The organism is Larkinella arboricola, assembly GCF_003259745.1.
GTDB classification, from domain to species: domain Bacteria; phylum Bacteroidota; class Bacteroidia; order Cytophagales; family Spirosomataceae; genus Larkinella; species Larkinella arboricola.
The window spans coordinates 622,244-640,533 of record NZ_QLMC01000005.1 but is presented as its reverse complement, the minus strand read 5'-3'; the positions used below and the strand labels follow the sequence as shown (position 1 = coordinate 640,533).

The following is an 18,290-nucleotide window of genomic DNA, read 5'->3' as shown; positions in this document are numbered from 1 at the left end:
AGCCGCCTTTAGTTCTTTGTTGTTTCTGACACCATACTTTCCAGCACCTGCCGGGCCGTTGCAATGGCGTGATCGATGTCGGCTTCGGTATGGGCCGCGCTGATGTACCACAGGCCCCGGCCAATCACCCGAACGCCCCGGTCGTGCATCCCGGCGATGAATTTGCCGAGCTTGGCTTTGTCGTACGACAGTGTGCCCCGGTAGTCGGTGACGGTTTCCAGATCGGTAAATCCGGCGTGAAACATCGGTCCGAGGCCCTGTACGCGCAGGTTCTGCCCGGTTTCGGCTGCCGCCTGCTGCAATCCGGCCATCAGTTTCTGGCCGTAGCGGTAAAGCCGTTCGTAAGGCTGGTCGCGTTCCAGCACCTGAATGGTGGCCAGCGCAGCCGCCACGGTCGGGTTGCTGGCGTTCATCGTTCCCGCGTGAATCACTTTAGCGTCTTCGATCAAACCCATCCACTCCCGTTTGCCGACAATGGCACTGATGGGATACCCGCTGGCAATGGCCTTGGCAAAAATGGACAGATCGGGGGTAATCCCAAACCGTTGCTGCGCTCCGCCGAGCGACACCCGAAAACCGGTAATCACCTCGTCGAAAATCAGGGCGATGCCGTACTCGTCACAGATGGCGCGAAGCCCCTGCAAAAAGCCGTCTTTGGGCAGAATGCAGCCGTTGTTGCACATAACCGGCTCGGTGATGATAGCGGCCAGTTCGTGCTGGTGTTCGGCCACAGTTTTCCGGACCAGTTCCAGGTCGTTCCAGGGCAGGATGATGAATTCGTCGCGGGCGTGGTCGGCCAGACCGGCACTCCACGGATACGCTTCAGGGTTTTCCCGCTCGCCCAGGGCTTCGGCAGAAGGCGTCGAAAGCCCCCAGGCTACGTTGTCAAGCCAGCCGTGGTAATGCCCTTCAAACCGGAGAAATTTGGCCTTGCCAGTTTTGGCGCGGGCTATCCGAAACGCGGTCTGCACGGCTTCAGAACCGTCGAGACAAAACCGCATCAGTTCGGCGGACGGAATGAGTTCGGCCAGTTTTTCGGCCAGTTCGATTTCCCGGATGTGCTGACCGGCAAAAAGTTGTCCCTGTTCGGAATAGGTATTGATGGCCTGCAAAACGTCGGGGTGCGAGTGCCCCAGCAGCAACGGCCCCTGACTAAGTGTAAAGTCCAGGTATTCGTTGCCGTCCACGTCGTAAATCCGGCTGCCTTTCCCGTGCGTGTAAAAGATGGCGTGCGGGTGGTTGTACTTCCGGAATTCAGACGAGACGCCCCCGGCCAGGACTTTTTTAGCCCGCTCCAGCAGGGCGGCCGATTCGGTGTAGTGTGTCATGGTAGAATTTAGCCGATTCGCTGGTCGGTCCGGATCGGATACCGGGCGGCCAGTTGAAAAATGTCTTTGTTAAAAACCGCAAAGGCTTTTTCCCATTCCTTTGCTTCTTCTTCGGTATAGTCATACAGCCCCCGGGCGCTCTGCGTTCCCCGCAACTGCTGATCGACGAGTGGTTTCATTAATGAAGGTACCTCCTCCGAATTAGACAGGAGGGGAAAAATACGCCGGAAAATCTCGGCGTAGTCCTGCAAACCGGTGTAGTCCATGCGCCGGAAAATGCCCATCATTGTCATCCAGGAACCGGCGTCGTAACGAAAGGCTTTATCGACAGCATCCACACTGGCTGCGCCCGTTTCCACCAGATGAAAGGCTTCCCGGTAAATGGCGTACATCAGCCGGTTGGTCACAAAACCGCGAATGTCTTTGCGCAGCAGCGTGGGTTCTTTCTGCCAGTAGTGCGCCAGTTCAAACGCCCAGTTGGCCCGTTCCAGCGATGTTTCGGTGCCGCAGGTGATTTCCATAAACCGGGTCATGTAGGCCGGTTCGGCCCAGTGAATGCCCATAAACCGCTCCGGGTTCGGCACATACTGCTGCAACTGGCTGATCGGAATGGCCGACGTATTGCTGGCAATTACCGTATCGGCGCTGACTACGGCGGCTATTTTCTGGTAAACACTCTGCTTGATGGCAATTCGCTCGGTAACGCACTCCAGCACCAGCCGGCAGTCGCTGAGGATGTTGTAATCTCCCGAAACCGTTAGTTGCGCCCGATAGGCTTCCGGTGGTTTGCGGAGCAAATCCGCTTCATCACCGTGTTTAATCTGACTGTAAATGCGTTCCGGCGCGTCGGCCAGTTCGTCGGGTAAGGGGGCAATGGCTTTCACCGGATGACCAGACAATAAGAGAGCCGCCACAATACTGCTCCCCATCAACCCCAATCCAACCACGCCTACGCTGATCTCACTTGTTTGTATCATCTGATCCATTCGCCGAGCAGGTTAATCAGGCCGGGAGTTTAACAATGCAATCAATTTCTACTTTCAGTTCCTCGGCCAATACCGACTGCACGGTTGTCCGGGCGGGTTTAATGCCCGAAAAATAACTGGCGTACACCGCATTGTAGCGGTCGAACTCGGCAATATCGGCCAGGTGAACGGTGCATTTGACCACATCGTCCATTGTTGCGCCTACCGATTCGAGGATGGTTTTAATGTTTTGTAACGTGCGATGGGTTTCCTCTTCAATGGTGCCCCGCACGAACTGGGAAGTTTTAAAATCGACGGCCGCCTGTCCGCTCACAAATAGAAAGCCTCCGGCCACCACGCCGTCCGAATACGCGCCGGTTGCAAAGGCGGGGTCGCGATCGGGGTGAATCACTTTTGTTTTACTCATGCGTGAAAATGCAGATAGAAAGGGTGTGGTTCTAGACGTCCCTGATCACACCTGGAACTGTCAGCAAAAGTAGTCGGGGAAGTTTGCTATTTCTGTTACTTTTATCCATATTTCTGGTACTATTTTTCACAACTCTCCGGTTGCTTCACTTTTTTTGGTATACTTACTCACCTCTTTTATATCCTAAGCTCTATCCATCATGAAAACAGTTGAAGTTCGGTTACCACAGGAATACGACAAATCTTTTATTGTATTTCAGGAAGTTGGCCAATTTTTTCCCTGCCCGTGGCATTATCATCCGGAATACGAATTAGTACTGGTTCTGAAAAGTACCGGCCGCCGGATGGTGGGCGATCACATCGGGTATTTCGATGCCGGTGATCTGGTGTTTATGGGTCCGTCGCTTCCGCATGTCTGGGTGAACGATCCGGAATTTTTCAGGGGCGAAGCCGAATGCCAGGCCGACGCTATTGTGGTGCAGTTTGTGGATAATTTTCTGGGAAAACCGTTCATGGACATCCCGGAGATGGAACCGTTCCGGAATTTCCTGATGCGCTCCAACCGGGGAATGGAAATCACCGGCGCAACCCGCGAAAAGATAACCGACCTCATGAAACAGATGCTAACCATGAATGGGTTGCAGCGGATCTCAGCCCTGCTATCCGTCTTTGACCTTTTAGCAAATACCACTGACTATGAGATGCTTGCCAGCCCGGGCTACGTACAAAACATTCCGCTGAAATCGTCCGACCACCTGAGAAAGATCAACCAGTATATCATGCAGAACTTCCAGGAAGAAATTACGCTGCCCGAAATTGCGGGCGTTGCCAACATGGCCCTGACGACGTTTTGCTGCTTTTTCAAGGAACACTACCGCGTCTCCTTCGTAGAATATTTAAATACCGTGCGCATCGGTCACGCCTGTAAACTGATCTCCGAAAAAGACCTCAACATCGTTGAAGCCGCCACCGAAAGCGGTTTCAATAACCTCGCTAATTTCAACCGTCAGTTCAAAAAGATCAAGCGAATGACGCCCAGCGAATACCGGAAGACCCTGAACGCTGCCGTCTGAAGGCAGTTATCTGACTCAAAAAATACCGGTACGACTTTTCTGAAAAATAGTATCACAAATACAGATAAAAGTAGCAGATTTCGACAGGACCGAAACCTAATTTTGCTTCTGTCAACTTCGGCACGACTTTTTATTCGGGATACTTATGAAAAAGAAAACTTTACCAGCTTTTTTAACGGGAAAGCACTGTTTTTTTCTGCTTACACTGCTCTGTTGCAGCCTGGCGGTTGTGGCTCAGCAAACCCGTACGGTTAAGGGCACTGTTACCGACGAGCGCAACGAAGGTCTGCCCGGCGTGAGCATCGTTCTGAAAGGAACCACAACCGGAACCACGACCGACGTCAATGGCCAGTATGCCATCAATGTTCCCAACGACCAGGCGGTGCTGGTCTTTAGCTTTCTGGGCTATGAGTCTCAGGAAATAACCGTTGGCAGCCAGTCGCTGGTGAGCATTACCCTGAAAGGAGACACCAAAACGCTGAATGAGGTCGTGGTGGTGGGCTACGGAACGCAGTCGCGGGAAACGCTGACCACTTCGATCAGTAAAATTGATAATAAGGTATTGGAAAACGTGCCGATGGCCAACCCGGCATCGGCCCTGCAAGGGTCGGTTTCGGGTGTTCGCGTACAGAGCACGTCCGGCCAGCCGGGTGCCGCCCCCCGCGTAATCGTCCGCGGAGGAACCTCCATCAATAACCCGGACGCAGCCGCTCCGCTGTACATCATCGACGGGGTTATCAGGACAGATTTGAGCGACCTGAACGCCGACGAGATCGAAACCATGCAGGTCTTGAAAGATGCCGCTTCGACGGCCATCTACGGTGCCCGGGGCTCCAACGGGGTGGTTATCGTGACCACACGCCGGGGTAAATCGGGGCAGGCCCGGATTTCTTACAGTTATGATCTGACGGACTCTCGGCCCGGTAAACTGTACAAAATGGCCAATGCGCGGGACTACCTGACAATCAACCGCCTGGGCGTTTTTAGTGACGATGCCAAATTTGGCAGTTATGCGTCGCGGTTGACACTACCGATGGGATACGGTACAGGTAACGATTTAACCCGGAATACGGCTTTTACCACGCAGTATCTGACGCCCGCAAACCAGCACAAACTGAACGAAGGCTGGCAAAGTATGCCCGACCCCGCCGACCCGACCAAAACCCTGATCTTTCAGGATACCGATTTCCAGTCCCTGCTGTATCAAACGGCCCTGTCGCACAACCACAACCTGAACATTTCGGGCGGAAATGACAAATCGACGTTCAATGTCGGGCTTGGCTACCTGAAAGCCGACGGAACCGTTATTACCACAAAATACGACCGGTTAAGCCTGAATATGAGCGGTGAACTGAAAGTTCGGGATAACCTTAAAATTACGTCGAGTGCCATTTATTCCCGGGCCTCCAACAACGAACCCTACAGCTCCACTGCGGTTATTTTCTACCGCAATGCCGGTCTGGCCCCTACCGCCAAGCTGTATTTTGAAGACGGTACGCTGGCGCCCGGTACGAACAACTCGATCGGTAACCCGCTGTATCAGATGACAACCCGGGTCAATGAGAATGTCAACGAGAAACTGACCTTGTCGTTCGGCGGTCGGTGGGATATTGCTCCCGGTCTGGCGTTCGAACCGCTGGTATCCATGTACAACACGACGGGTAACTCGTATAATTTCCAACCGGGTTACTGGAATGGTCCCACGGCGTATGTCGATTCCCGGGTCGCATCGGCCAGCAGTTCCAAATGGCTACAGTATCAGGTGGATGGGGTATTCTCCTACAACAAGACCTTTAACCGGGTGCACAACCTGGATGCCCGGGCCGGTTTTGCCTACTACGACCGGAAAAACAGCGCGTTGAGCGCCAGTGGCCGGAATGCGTCAACCGATTTGATTCCAACGCTGAATGCTTCCGGGGAAGCGGTTTCTGTCAGCAGTTCGATTTCGAAACATGTCATCATGGGCTACTTCGCCAGCGCCAATTACAATTATGACATGAAGTACCTGGTTTCGCTCAATATGCGCTACGATGGGGCTTCCAATTTGGGGGATGCCTACAAATGGGGCTTTTTTCCGGGGGTTTCGCTGGGCTGGAATGTGCACAACGAAAAATTCTGGACCTGGTCTAATAATACGTGGTCGCAGTTGAAGCTCCGGGCCAGTTACGGGGTCAACGGGAATATCAGCGGTTTGGGTGACTTTACGGCACAAGGGGCTTACAGTGTCGGCGCAAGATATGCCGGAGCTGCTGCCATTCAGAATACCGTTATTGCCAATAAGGACTTAAAGTGGGAGCAGTCGAAAACGTTCAATATCGGTACCGATCTGGGCTTTTTCAGCAACCGCGTAACCCTGATTGCCGATGTCTATAGCCGGGTAACGGATAACCTGCTAACCAGTCTCCCCCTTCCAAATTCGACGGGTTTTTCGAGTGTACTGACCAATCTGGGCAGCCTGCAAAACCGGGGCTTTGACCTGGAACTGGGCGCCCGGGTGTTAGGCCCCTCTTCGCCGGTTCAGTGGCAGTTGAGTTTCAATGCTTCCAAGACCAAAAACAAGATCCTGAAACTTCCCTATAACGGCGCGGAAAATAACCGGGTAGGCGGTTTTCTGGTCTGGGACGATGCCGCGCAGGATTACCGCTGGAAAGGCGGTTTGCAGGAAGGGCTCCGAATGGGTGAAATGTATGATCGGCAGTTCGTTCGGGTATACCCCACGGATGAAGCGGCCCAGAGTGGCCCCGTTGCTACCTACATTGTGGGGAACGACAAAAAGCAATACGGAGGAGATGTTGAATATTATGATGCCGACAAGAATGGTCTGATCGACTCCCGCGACAAGCGGTACATGGGCAATCAGTTCCCGGTCTGGACAGGTGGGATGGCTAATACCGTCAGCTACAAAAACCTGTCGCTGTACGTCCGGATGGATTACACGGCGGGGCATACCATCTTCAACTGGGCGAAAATGTTTCTGGATGGCAACATGTATGCCGATGGCAACCTGACGCAGGACATGGTGGATCGTTCGTGGAAAAAACAGGGCGATATTGCCGAGCTGCCCCGCTCGTACTGGGGTGGAGAACGCGTACAGCGCAACCTGTTTGACGGCACAACAACGGGAGGCACATCCCTTTATTATGGTTCCGGCGACTTCCTGGCCCTGCGCGAAATCACCCTGAGCTATGGAGTCCCGACCTCATTCCTGAGCAAGTTCAAAGTTGCCAATCTCCGGTTCAACGCGACGCTCAATAACATTCATTACTTCACGAAATACAACGGTCTTAACCCGGAAGAAGGCGGAAAAGACGATGGCCGGTATGCCCTGCCAAAGAATATCATTTTCGGAGCTAAACTGTCATTCTGATCGAACGCGCTATGAAAAGTCTTAAACTAGTATTCAGTATCAGTTTTATTCTGATTAGTTGTTTTTCCTGTAATGTCCTGGATGTAAGTCCAGTGAGCGTTATTACCAACAATACATTCTGGAAAACTCAGAACGATGCCGAAGGAGCCCTGAACGGGATGTATGTAAACCTGCGCGCCATTGAAGATGCCCTCACGGCGGTCGGTGAACAACGCTCCGAAATCTTCCAGGGCGGAGTGTACGGCACTGGGGGGAATGACATGCTGCACAATGCCTTAAGTGCCGATCAGCCCCTGCATACGGATTGGCGGATTTATTATACGGTGATCAACTCGGCCAACCTGATTCTGAAGTATGTTCCGGGGATTACGTTCAGTTCAGAAGCCGCCAAAAATTCGATCCTGGCCCAGGCTTATACCATGCGAGCGTTTACCTATTTCGCCATGACCAAAACCTGGGGCGATTTAATCATCCGCACGGAGCCAACCGAAAGTGCCAGCGCCGACGTAACCGTAAAAGAGCGCTCTCCGCAGGCTGAGATTTTCAAATTAATCAAGGACGATCTGGAAAAAGCCCTGCAACTGTATCCCGACAACAATTTTCCGACCGGGCGTTTCAAGTGGTCGAAACCAGCGGCCCAGGCTGTGAAAGCCGACGTACACCTCTGGACGGCCAAGCGGTTGAACGGCGGTCAGGGTGATTTTACGACGGCGCTGGCCGCAATCGGTGAAATCGAGAAAGCCGATGTGTCGCTGTTGCCCAACTATGGCGATCTGTTTCAGTATGCCAATAAGGGCAATAAAGAGATTGTGATGGCCATCCGGTTCCAGGATCTGGACGGCGCGGCTAACAATCACTTCTGGCGGCAGTGGATTATCGGCAGCGCCGTACCGGCCAATACCGATGCGGAAACCCTGAAAATGATTAATCCCGTGGGCAGTGGACAGGGCTTGCTGGTGGTAACGGATCTGGTCCGGAAACAATTTACGGAGGATGACACTCGCAAAAAGGCCAGTTTCCACGAAGTATACACGTACGATGCGGCCGGGAAACCCACCTTTTACACCACGCTGACGATGAAAGGACAGGGCGTCATCGTAGGTGGAAACCGGCTTTTCCTGAGCGATATTATCCTGTATCGGTACGCGGACATTCTGTTAATGAAAGCCGAAGCCAAGAATGCGCTGGGGCAGGACCCCTCCACCGAAATCAATCTGGTTCGGCAGCGGGCATATAAGGAAAATGCGGGCAAACACGTCTTTGTCAGCGGTACGAAGGAGCAAAACGACGAGGCCATTCTGAAAGAACGGCTGCTGGAACTGCTGTTTGAAGGCAAACGCTGGTGGGACCTGGTCCGGTTCGGCAAAGCCTTCGACCTGGTGCCGAATCTTCAGAGCAAAAAAGGCCAGAACGATTTGCTGCTGTTCCCCATTTCCAACGGCGTATTAAGCCTGGAACCCAAAGTGAAGCAGAATCCCGGCTATTAATTTTGATTTCCTAAACCCTTAACTGATATGAAAGTTGGAAAATACATCCTGCTTTGGCTTGGACTGGCCTGTATAACAGCTGCCCATGCACAGGAGAACAGTGAAATTGAAGTGACCAAAATCTGGGATAAAAGCCCCCATGACGCGTTTCCCGATTTGATCAAATTCAAGGATTATTATTACTGCACGCTGCGCGAAGCGACCAACCACGTCGGCAACGAGAGTGATGGCAAGGTCCGCGTCATCCGCTCCAAAGATGGTGTGAAGTGGGAATCCGTCAAGCTTTTTGAATCCAGCACGGAAGATGTCCGGGAGGCCCGGCTTTCGGTGCGTCCTGACGGAACCCTCATGGCCATTGTCGCGGCTGGCAAATTTCGGGATGGCCGCTACTGGACCTTAACGCCCTATGCTTCCTTCTCTGACAAGGCCGGCGAGAATTTCACGCCCTTGCAGAAAGTGACGTATGGTTCGGGAATCACGCCCACGCTGGACTGGATCTGGCGCGTAACCTGGCACAAGGGCGTTGGCTACGGGGTCATGTATAGCATAAAATATACCGACGTAAACGGGAAATGGAAGCGGGACATGTTTGCGCAGGTCCTGAAAACCAAGGATGGCCGGAAGTTTGAGAAAGTGGCGGATTTATCGGTGGACGGCAGCCCCAACGAAGCCACCATCCGCTTTGATAAAAACGACAAGATGTTCATCGTTCTCCGGCGCGAAACGGAGGATCAGATGGGCGTTCTGTACACTAGCCTGCCCCCCTACAAAAACTGGAGCTACGATAAACTAACGGTGCGCCTGGGCGGCCCCAACTTCCTGTTTTTAGATAAAAACCAGCTTGTTCTAGGCACCCGCTTCCACGAAGGCAAACAGGCGTCAACCGCGCTTCACCTGCTGGATTTGAAGGGCAACATCAAGAAAACGATCAAATTGCCCAGTAATGGCGACAGTAGCTATCCCGGATTAGTACTCGAAAAGGATAAGCTGCTGGTTACCTATTATTCAAGCCATGAGGGGAAATCCAGTATCTATTTTGCAAAAGTGCCGCTAAACCAGATTAGCACCACCAATTAAGTAAGCGACGCTCCCAACGGGATTATCCAGGCTTTTATCATCCCGGCCGAACTCAACCCGATTTCGGGCTGCTACCGAGGACACAGTGCGGCAGTTGAGATTGCCAAAGGACTGATGCGCATTGCTTTGTAACCAATTTAAGAGTGTTATCAACTTTTAGTATATGAAAAAAGTATTTAAACCCGCCATTTGGGTATTCCTGACTTGTTTAGCCTCCATTGCGATGGCTCCCAAAACCGTATCGGAACCGGAGCCCCCCGCCCCCCGCGAAGCAAAACCGCAGGCCCGGAAAGTGAAAGATCTGGTGATTTATCAGGATGAACGGTTTTACTCGTCGTTTCCTTCGATCATCAAAAAACCCAACGGAGAATACCTGCTGGCTTTCCGGCGGGCCCCGGACCGCAAAGGCTTTGGCGAAAAGGGTACCAGCCACGTAGACCCGAACAGCTATCTGGTAGCCGTCCGCTCGAAGGATGGGGAAAACTGGACGAAAGAACCGGAACTGATTTATTCCCACGCGTTTGGCGGCTCGCAGGACCCGTGTCTGCTGCAACTGAAAAACGGCGATATTCTGTGCGCCAGTTACGGCTGGGCGTTCCTGCGTCCCGACGGGGTCGAAAACCTGAAAAAGCCGTTCTTTAAAGGGGGCGACGCTTATTTTCTGGGCGGTTATCTGGTGCGTTCCACCGATGGCGCCAAAACCTGGCAGGGACCGATCTATCCGCTCCATATCGAACCCGAAATCAACTACAGTCCCCTCGGCGGAACACCCATCCCGGCCTACAACCGGGGCGCTTTGTACGAAGGCAAAAGCGGCCGTATCTACTGGGTGGTCGCTTCCAGTGATTCCAATTCGCCCAAGAAAACCTCCAACCATTTGATCGTGTCGGACGACAAGGGCCTGACCTGGAAATACCAGAGCGTAGTCGCCATTGATGACAAGGCGTCTTTCAACGAAGCATCGGCTTATGAAACGCCCAAAGGTGATATTATTGGTTTTCTGCGCACCGCCGACATGGACGATCAGGCGTGTATTGCCCGCTCGACCGATGGCGGAAAAAGCTTCAAGTGGGAAAAAATGGGCTTTCAGGGCCACCCCATGCAGGCTATGCGACTGGCCGACAACCGGGTCATGCTCGTCTACGGATACCGTCATAAACCGTATGGAATCCGGGCGCGCATCCTGAACGCCGAATGCACCGATTATAAAACCGCTCCCGAAATTGTGCTGCGCGAGGACGGCGGCAACGGCGACATTGGCTATCCGTGGTCGGTGCAACTGGATAAAAACCGGGTGCTGGTTGTCTATTATTACAACCTGAACAATGGTACCCGTCACATTGCCGGATCGATTCTGGAACTGAAGTAATCGTACCCTCCGTAGCTCCTGAACCCTTTTTATGAAAACCGATACAATCGTTAGCACCCCTAAAATTGTCACCGTTCCGGCGCGGGCCTGGCTGGTTGTGGCCCTGCTCTGCGTGGTGGGCTGCCTGAACTACCTCGACCGCATCATGATCACCACCATGCGCGAGTCGATCAAGGCGGCCATTCCGATGACCGATGCACAATTTGGGTTGCTAACGGCGGTTTTCCTCTGGATTTACGGGCTGCTGAGCCCGTACGCCGGTTTTCTGGCCGACCGGTTCAACCGCAGCCGGGTCATTATCGGCAGTCTGTTCGTCTGGTCGCTGGTGACCTGGCTGACCGCCCATGCCACTACCTTCGAAGAATTGCTGCTGACCCGCGCCCTGATGGGCATCAGCGAAGCCTGTTACATTCCGGCGGCTATGGCCCTGATTGTGGATTACCACCGTGGCCCGACCCGCTCGCTGGCAACGGGCATTCATCTGGCAGGGGTGATGATTGGGCAAAGCCTGGGTTTTCTGGGCGGGATGATTGCCGAAAACCGCGACTGGAGTACAGCGTTCAGCGTCTTTGGGCTGGTGGGCATCGGGTACGCCGTTGTACTGGCTTTGTTTTTACGCGACGCCCCGAGGCCCGTGGAAGACGAAACCGTTCTGACCCGAACCGAAAAACCCGTGCGTTTTGGCGAAGCGGTCCGGAATCTGTTCAGCAAACCGGCGTTTAGCTTGCTGCTGCTTTTCTGGGCGCTGCTCGGCGTAGTCGGCTGGCTGGTGGTCGGGTGGTTGCCCACGTTTTACCAGGAACATTTCAACCTGCCGCAGTCGCAGGCCGGACTCTATGCCACCGGCTATTTCCACACCGCTGCCCTGGTGGGCGTTCTCGTTGGCGGGGCACTGACCGACCGGATAAGCCGCAATAATCCACGCGGTCGGATTCTGGTTCCGGCTCTGGCGCTCTGCATCGCGGCCCCGGCCATTTTTCTGGCCAGCACCACCCCGGTTTTGGCGGTCGCCATTGTTGGGTTTATCTGCTTCGCCTTTACACGCGTGTTTGCCGATACGAACATGATGCCGATTCTGTGCCTGATTGCCGACGAGCGGTACCGGGCCACCGGATACGGCATTCTGAATCTGGGCAGTTGCATCGTGGGCGGTCTGAGTTTGTACGCCGGGGGAGCCTTGCGGGATGCTCAGGTGAGTTTCAGCCAGTTGTTTCAGATCGCTACGGTATTGCTGCTGATCTGCGCAGCTACGTTGTTCTGGCTAAAATCACAAACCCGGCTTACCTCATCCGAACAGTAACCCCAAAAACCGATGAAAAAATTTCTGTTATTCCTGACCCTGCTTTTTTGTGGTTTGCAGCCGATTCGGGCGCAGGACGGTCCGTTTCCGGATTACGTGAGCGTCACCAAAATCTGGGACCAGCCGCCCCACAGCGCCTTTACGGATCTGGTGCTGTTCAACAACGCGTTTTACTGCACCTTCCGCGAAGGAGTCAACCACGTTGATATGACCAACAGTGGCAAGGTGCGCGTGCTGAAATCCCGTGATGGAAAGGAATGGATCAGCGTTGCCCTGCTGGCGATTCCCGAAATTGATCTGCGCGACCCGAAACTGACAATCACCCCCGACAAAAGGCTGATGCTTACCCTGGCCGGAGCGGTTTTCGGGCCGGTAGACGGAAAAGTGAAAGCGCAGCAGATTGCCCCGATGGTTTCGTTTTCCGACAAAAAAGGACTGAATTTTTCAGCGCCCCGGAAATCGATTCTGGACCCGGCCATTTCGCCTTCCAAAGACTGGATATGGCGCACGACCTGGCACAAAGGCACAGGCTACGCCATTGATTATCAGGTACAGACCGACGATAAATGGGTGGTCTATCTGTTGAAAACCAAAGACGGTATTACCTACGACAAGGTGTCCGACCTCGACGTAACGGGCCGACCGAATGAATCGACCATCCGGTTTGACAAAAACGGTAATATGCTCGTCCTGATCCGCCGGGAAGCCGAGGACCAGATGGGCGTTCTGGCCGAAAGCAAAGCGCCGTATACCGATTGGACGTACCACAAAATGACCATCCGGCTGGGTGGCCCTAACTTCCTGATGCTGAATGACCAGAAACTCGTCGTTGGCTCCCGGAATTATGCATCGCCGAACAAAATGGCCCTGTTTCTGACGGACCGAAATGGGACGGTCACCAAAACGATTCCGTTTCCGAGCAGTGGCGATGCGAGTTATCCGGGCATGGTCATTCACCAGAATAAACTCTGGGTATCGTATTATTCGACTCACGACGGAAAATCGGCCATCTATCTGGCGCAGGTTCCGCTTGACAAGCTTTGACTATGAGCCCATTAGCCAGATTTGTTTCCCTATTTTTCATCATGATCAATATTGCCAGCTTGCCTGCTTCGGTGCAAGCCTTACCCGATACCCTGCGAAATCAATGCCTTCAGGAACTGCGGACGGTTTTACAGACCGAACAGGAATGGATTAAAGTCCACGCGGCCGAATACCTGCTCTGGCTCGGCCAACCGGCGGGTGTTCAGGACGTTTACCTGAACGAGCTACGGCAGTTTGCCACCAAACCGCAATACCGTATCGGCATCTGGCGGGTATTGGCCCAGGCGGCTGCCAGTCCAGAGGAAAAGAAAAAATGGACCGACCAGATTGCGGCCGCGTTCAAAGACCTAGCCGGTCCGGACCGCATCCATGCCGCCGAAACCCTGGCCAAACTCGGCATTTCGCCAACCACCGTCGATGCCGAAGCAACCCGCAAAGCCATTGCCGGTGAAAGCCGTCCCTTATCGCTCTACACCCTGTGGGGCGCTTCGCTGGCCGATTCCAAAGCGGCTACGGCCAATCGCCAGCAATTTCTGACCCTGGCCCTGAATCGGCAGGAAGAGGCCGCTCCCCGAAGATTGGGGACGTTTATTCTCCGTCGGCTAGGCGGGTTGAGTGCCGCCGACTGGAAGAAACTGGCCGAAGCGGCTTTGTCGGAACCCATTTCGTCGGGCGTTCAACTGAATCTGGTGCATGCGGCTTTGGTCACGGCTTCTCCGAGCGCAACCCGATCGGAACCGTATCGTCTGCTGCGGATTAAGATGCTGGCGGCCAAACAGTCGGAAGCCGTTGGCGACCGGCTGGAGTTGGTGACGGCACTGGCCGAAACCGGGCGTCCGGCCGATGTAGCGGTTTTGACGCCCATGCTGAAACACGAAAATGCGGATGTTCGCGCGGGGGCCGCGTACGCCATTCTGAAAATTCAAAAAAGAGGATAACCCGCCCGGCGGGAGTGAACATAACTGATAAGACAGTGATAAAAATTGGAATCATTGGCATGAGTGCGGGCAACGCCCATCCGTACTCGTGGTCGGCCATCGTCAACGGTTTTTTCGACGCCGACGAGATCAACCGGGTTGGCTACCCGGGCGTGTCGGCCTACCTGACGGCCAACCGCGATCTGCTGGGCATTCCGGGTGCGCAGGTCACCCACGTCTGGACGCAGGACCGGGCGATTTCGGAAAGCATCGCCAAAGCCGTGCGGGTGGAACACGTCGTAGACGAATTGGCGGAAATGATCGGGCAGGTCGATGCGGTCATTCTGGCGCGCGACGACCCCGAATACCACGTCGAAATGGCGAAACCGTTCATTGAAGCCGGTGTACCGCTTTTTATTGACAAACCATTGGCCAGCAGCGCCAAAGACCTGGCCTATTTCGCCGAACAGGTGGCCAGCGGCAAGTTCATTATGTCGTGTTCGTCCATGCGCTACGCTACTGAATTGCGGGCGGTTAAGAATGAGATTGCCGCCCTGGGCAAACTGCAACTAGCTACCTCGGTGGGCAAGAAAGACTGGATCAAATACGGTGTTCATATGCTGGAGGGCCTGTTTATGGTGCTCGACGATCCGACGCCGGTTTCCGTCCGGCACGTTGGGCGCGACGGGGGTGATGTGGTCTATCTGGAATTTGCCGATGGCTTGCAGGCCACCGTCCACCTGTTCATGGACATTGCCCTGACGTTCCAGATTTCGCTGTTCGGCAAAGACGGCTGGCGGCTGATTGAGGTCAAAAACTGGTTCGGAATGTTCCGGGATAACCTGATCGAGTTTATCCGGTCGGTGGAAGAAAACAACCCGCGTTTGTCCTTTGCGAAAACCGAAAACATCATCCGAACGCTGCTGGCCGCCCGGGAAAGTCTGGCGCAGGGCGGCAGAATCGTTTACCTGAATTCATAAATGACGGATTTGTTCACAAACGCATTCGGTCTGCACGGAAAAGATATCTGGGTGATTGGCGGGGCCGGTTATCTGGGTCAGGCCACCGTGCGGCTGCTTCAGGCTGCGGGAGCCAGCGTCCTCTGTGCCGATCTGGACGACCGGGCGGCTACTTTTGTCAACGATGCTCAACTGGCTGCTCAGGTAACCCCGGCTTCTCTCGACATCCGGCAGGGTGCCGCCATCCAGCAGTTTGTCAGCGAGCAACTAGAGCGTCGGGGAGTGCCGCACGGTCTGGTTAATCTGGCCTTTGCCTCGACCGGAAAAAAACTGGAAGAATTGACCGAAGAGGATTTCGACGAAGTAAATCACGGCGGACTCACAGCCACATTTCTGCTGGCGCGGCAGGTGGGGCAGGAAATGGCTCGCTTAGGCCGGGGCAGTATCGTACTGTTTTCCAGTATGTACGGATCGGTGTCGCCAGATCCGGCTGTCTATCAGGCTCCAATGAACAAAAATCCCATCGAATACGGAGTTGGCAAAGCCGGTATTATTCAGATGACCCGGTATCTGGCCGTTCACTGGGGGCGGCAGGGTGTGCGCTGCAACTGCCTTTCGCCCGGCCCGTTTCCGAATCCGGCGGTGCAGCAGAACGAATCGGAATTTGTGGAACGGCTGGCGCAGAAAACACCGCTGGGACGCATCGGCCAATCGCCCGAAATCGCCGGAGCCGTCGCTTTTCTGCTCTCCGAAGCCGCTTCGTACGTGACCGGGCAGAATCTGTTTGTCGATGGCGGCTGGACAAGCTGGTAATATCAGCCTTACGTTCTCAAAATGTTATTAATAGCAGAAGCCCGCCAGTTGTATCTGGCGGGCTTCTGGTGTAAAAAGCAAACGTTCGTGAGTCTGATCAGGAATGTTCAGCGACGATTTCCTTCAAAAATTTCAGAAACGGCGCCGAAAACTCTTTGCGTTTCAGGGCAAATTCAACCGTAGTTTTCAGGAAATCCAGTTTATTACCAATGTCGTGCCGCTTGCCCTCGATGCGGTGCGAATAAATATTTTCGCGTTTCAGCAGCAGCAACATCGCGTCTGTTAACTGAATTTCGTTGTTTTTACCTTTCGGTGTCTGCTCAATAGCCGAAAAAATATCGGGCGTCAGGATATACCGTCCGGCAATCGCCAGGTTAGAGGGAGCCGCATCCAGAGCCGGTTTTTCAACCAGTGTCGTCAACTCCATAATGCTGTCGCTCAGCGTCGTTCCACCGACAATTCCGTAGCGGTTTACCTTATCACTCGGCACCTCTTCCACGGCAATCACCGTTCCACGGTATTGATCATACGTATCGATCAACTGTTGCGTCACCGGAATGACAGAATCCATGATGGTGTCTCCCAACAAAACCGCAAACGGCTCATTGCCAACGTGATGGCGGGCATAATAAATGGCATCGCCCAACCCGTTCAGTTCTTTTTGCCGAACAAAATGAATATCGGCCATGTCCGACAACCGGCGCATTTCGACCAGCAGGGCTTCATCTTCTTTTTCTTCCAGCCGGGTTTCGAGTTCGTAGTTCCGATCAAAGTGGTCTTCGATCGAACGCTTGCCTTTTCCGGTGATAATCAAGATATCTTCAATTCCCGAATCGACGGCTTCCTGCACCACATACTGGATGGTGGGCATGTCGATAATCGGCAGCATTTCTTTGGGTTGCGCTTTGGTGGCCGGCAAAAATCGGGTTCCCAGTCCGGCAGCAGGAATAACGGCTTTCTTAATCATATCAAGGAGTGAATGAGCGAATGATAGAATGAGTGAATAGCGCTGCGAAAAGCCAACACCGGGCGCTGCGATTCGCTCATTCACTCATTCTATCATTCAAAATTAAACTACGTACGGTTTGATGACGCGGGCGTTGAGGTGTTTCATTTCGACGAACAGGCGGTTGAGCATATCGTCGTCTTTGTAAGTACCGACGATGGCCCCGCCCGACCCGGCAAATGAGGCCGATGCACCGATGCGCCGGGCTGCCGAGATCATTTCCAGGTTGCTTTCGCTGATGGTATAAATCCGGGTGCGCAGGTCGAAATTCTGATTGACCAGGCCGTGAAACTGGCTCGTATCGTTATTCAGCAGGGCTTCACGGCCCTGGCGGGCCACGTCGGCAATTTCCTGCAACGTCTTGACGACCAGCTCCTCCCCTTTATCCCACCGCGAACGCACATCGTTGTGAATCCGGCCCGATTGCTTGCCCAGCGAGGTTTTGTAGGCAATATACAATTTGGGCAGCAGCCGGGGGTCAACGGGTTCGTAGATGCCGTGGCCGCAGCGTTCAATCTGATCCCGGTCGAAGTTCATGTAAACGCAGCCTTCGTAGCACTGAATTACGCGGTCCTGCAAGCCAGCCGTAATGCCCAGTTCTTCGGATTCGGTTTTGAGCACCAGCGTCGGCAATTGCGGCAGCGGAATGTCAAGCTGGTAAAACTTCATTAACGCCCGGAACGTGGCCACCACAATAGCGCTGGAGCCCGAAAGCCCCACCTGACGCGGAATGGATGTGCTGTAGCGGATGGTAAAGTTACGGTTCGGCAGCCGGATACCCTGCTGGTCGCAGTACTCACAGAACCGTTTGAGGGCGGCTTTGATGAGCGGTATCCCGCCGTGATAGCCCAGCGAGGCCACAGCGTCGCGCAGGTGATAAATGCTCCGAAACGAGTTGGTGTCCTGTGGCTGCGGCTCGATGTTTAGTTCCGGCGACTCGTACAACGAGATCGACGCACCAAAATTTCTGACGGAAATGGAGATCGTTTTACCGAAAAAACCGTCGGATGGATTGCCTAACAACCCGGCGCGGGCGTAGGCGCGTGTTTCAATAATCAAGGGTTAAACGGATTGGTGGTAACGTAGCCGGCAAGTTAGGGGTTAAATAAATATTGAACAATGAATAATGAATAAATGGCGCTTCACATCCGGTATAGCT

General features: G+C 53.9%; 15 protein-coding genes. 10 read left to right on the top strand and 5 right to left on the bottom strand.

Annotation, left to right across the window (positions count from 1 at the left end):
• Nucleotides 1–8 precede the first annotated feature (8 nt).
• From LX87_RS21890 to LX87_RS21880, 3 genes are read right to left on the bottom strand one after another with little or no spacing between them, the layout of a single operon-like run.
• Nucleotides 9–1,328, bottom strand: a complete 1,320-nt coding sequence (locus LX87_RS21890) for an aspartate aminotransferase family protein (protein ID WP_111630391.1) — start codon at nucleotides 1,326–1,328, stop codon at nucleotides 9–11.
• An 8-nt stretch (nucleotides 1,329–1,336) separates the two neighbouring features.
• Entirely contained in the window at nucleotides 1,337–2,314 is a 978-nt protein-coding gene (locus LX87_RS21885; RefSeq protein ID WP_111630390.1) for a 3-hydroxyacyl-CoA dehydrogenase family protein, read from the bottom strand.
• 16 nt (nucleotides 2,315–2,330) lie between these two features.
• The gene (locus tag LX87_RS21880) at nucleotides 2,331–2,720 is read right to left on the bottom strand and encodes a RidA family protein (protein WP_111630389.1); all 390 of its coding nucleotides are present in this window, start codon (nucleotides 2,718–2,720) and stop codon (nucleotides 2,331–2,333) included.
• 199 nt (nucleotides 2,721–2,919) lie between these two features.
• On the opposite strand from LX87_RS21880, the gene LX87_RS21875 reads away from it, so the two are divergent.
• From LX87_RS21875 to LX87_RS21830, 10 genes are all read left to right on the top strand, one after another.
• Nucleotides 2,920–3,792 carry an AraC family transcriptional regulator gene (locus tag LX87_RS21875; RefSeq protein ID WP_111630388.1) on the top strand — a complete coding sequence of 291 codons (873 nt, stop codon included), beginning with the start codon at nucleotides 2,920–2,922 and terminating at the stop codon, nucleotides 3,790–3,792.
• 145 nt (nucleotides 3,793–3,937) lie between these two features.
• Complete coding sequence (locus tag LX87_RS21870; protein ID WP_111630387.1) at nucleotides 3,938–7,159, top strand: SusC/RagA family TonB-linked outer membrane protein; 3,222 nt, start codon at nucleotides 3,938–3,940, stop codon at nucleotides 7,157–7,159.
• 11 nt (nucleotides 7,160–7,170) lie between these two features.
• Nucleotides 7,171–8,646 (top strand): RagB/SusD family nutrient uptake outer membrane protein, encoded by a 1,476-nt coding sequence (locus tag LX87_RS21865; RefSeq protein WP_111630386.1) that lies wholly within the window; start codon nucleotides 7,171–7,173, stop codon nucleotides 8,644–8,646.
• Between the two features lie 27 nt (nucleotides 8,647–8,673).
• Complete coding sequence (locus tag LX87_RS21860) at nucleotides 8,674–9,723, top strand: hypothetical protein (RefSeq protein ID WP_111630385.1); 1,050 nt, start codon at nucleotides 8,674–8,676, stop codon at nucleotides 9,721–9,723.
• A gap of 163 nt (nucleotides 9,724–9,886) precedes the next feature.
• Nucleotides 9,887–11,092: a sialidase family protein gene (locus LX87_RS21855; protein WP_229310763.1), complete on the top strand. Its 1,206-nt coding sequence runs from the start codon at nucleotides 9,887–9,889 to the stop codon at nucleotides 11,090–11,092.
• Nucleotides 11,093–11,123: 31 nt separating this feature from the next.
• A complete protein-coding gene (locus LX87_RS21850) occupies nucleotides 11,124–12,392 on the top strand; it encodes an MFS transporter (protein ID WP_111630384.1) in 1,269 nt (422 codons plus the stop codon).
• Between the two features lie 12 nt (nucleotides 12,393–12,404).
• Complete coding sequence (locus LX87_RS21845) at nucleotides 12,405–13,436, top strand: hypothetical protein (protein ID WP_111630383.1); 1,032 nt, start codon at nucleotides 12,405–12,407, stop codon at nucleotides 13,434–13,436.
• A 41-nt stretch (nucleotides 13,437–13,477) separates the two neighbouring features.
• Nucleotides 13,478–14,374, top strand: a complete 897-nt coding sequence (locus LX87_RS21840; RefSeq protein ID WP_111630382.1) for a HEAT repeat domain-containing protein — start codon at nucleotides 13,478–13,480, stop codon at nucleotides 14,372–14,374.
• 35 nt (nucleotides 14,375–14,409) lie between these two features.
• Entirely contained in the window at nucleotides 14,410–15,333 is a 924-nt protein-coding gene (locus LX87_RS21835; protein ID WP_111630381.1) for a Gfo/Idh/MocA family protein, read from the top strand.
• The gene (locus LX87_RS21830; RefSeq protein ID WP_111630380.1) at nucleotides 15,334–16,125 is read left to right on the top strand and encodes an SDR family oxidoreductase; all 792 of its coding nucleotides are present in this window, start codon (nucleotides 15,334–15,336) and stop codon (nucleotides 16,123–16,125) included.
• Between the two features lie 97 nt (nucleotides 16,126–16,222).
• Here LX87_RS21830 and galU read toward each other — a convergent pair whose 3' ends face one another.
• Together galU and LX87_RS21820 are read right to left on the bottom strand one after the other, a co-directional pair.
• The gene (galU, locus tag LX87_RS21825; protein ID WP_111630379.1) at nucleotides 16,223–17,092 is read right to left on the bottom strand and encodes a UTP--glucose-1-phosphate uridylyltransferase GalU; all 870 of its coding nucleotides are present in this window, start codon (nucleotides 17,090–17,092) and stop codon (nucleotides 16,223–16,225) included.
• A gap of 102 nt (nucleotides 17,093–17,194) precedes the next feature.
• Entirely contained in the window at nucleotides 17,195–18,190 is a 996-nt protein-coding gene (locus tag LX87_RS21820) for a mevalonate kinase family protein (protein WP_111630378.1), read from the bottom strand.
• Nucleotides 18,191–18,290 lie beyond the last annotated feature (100 nt).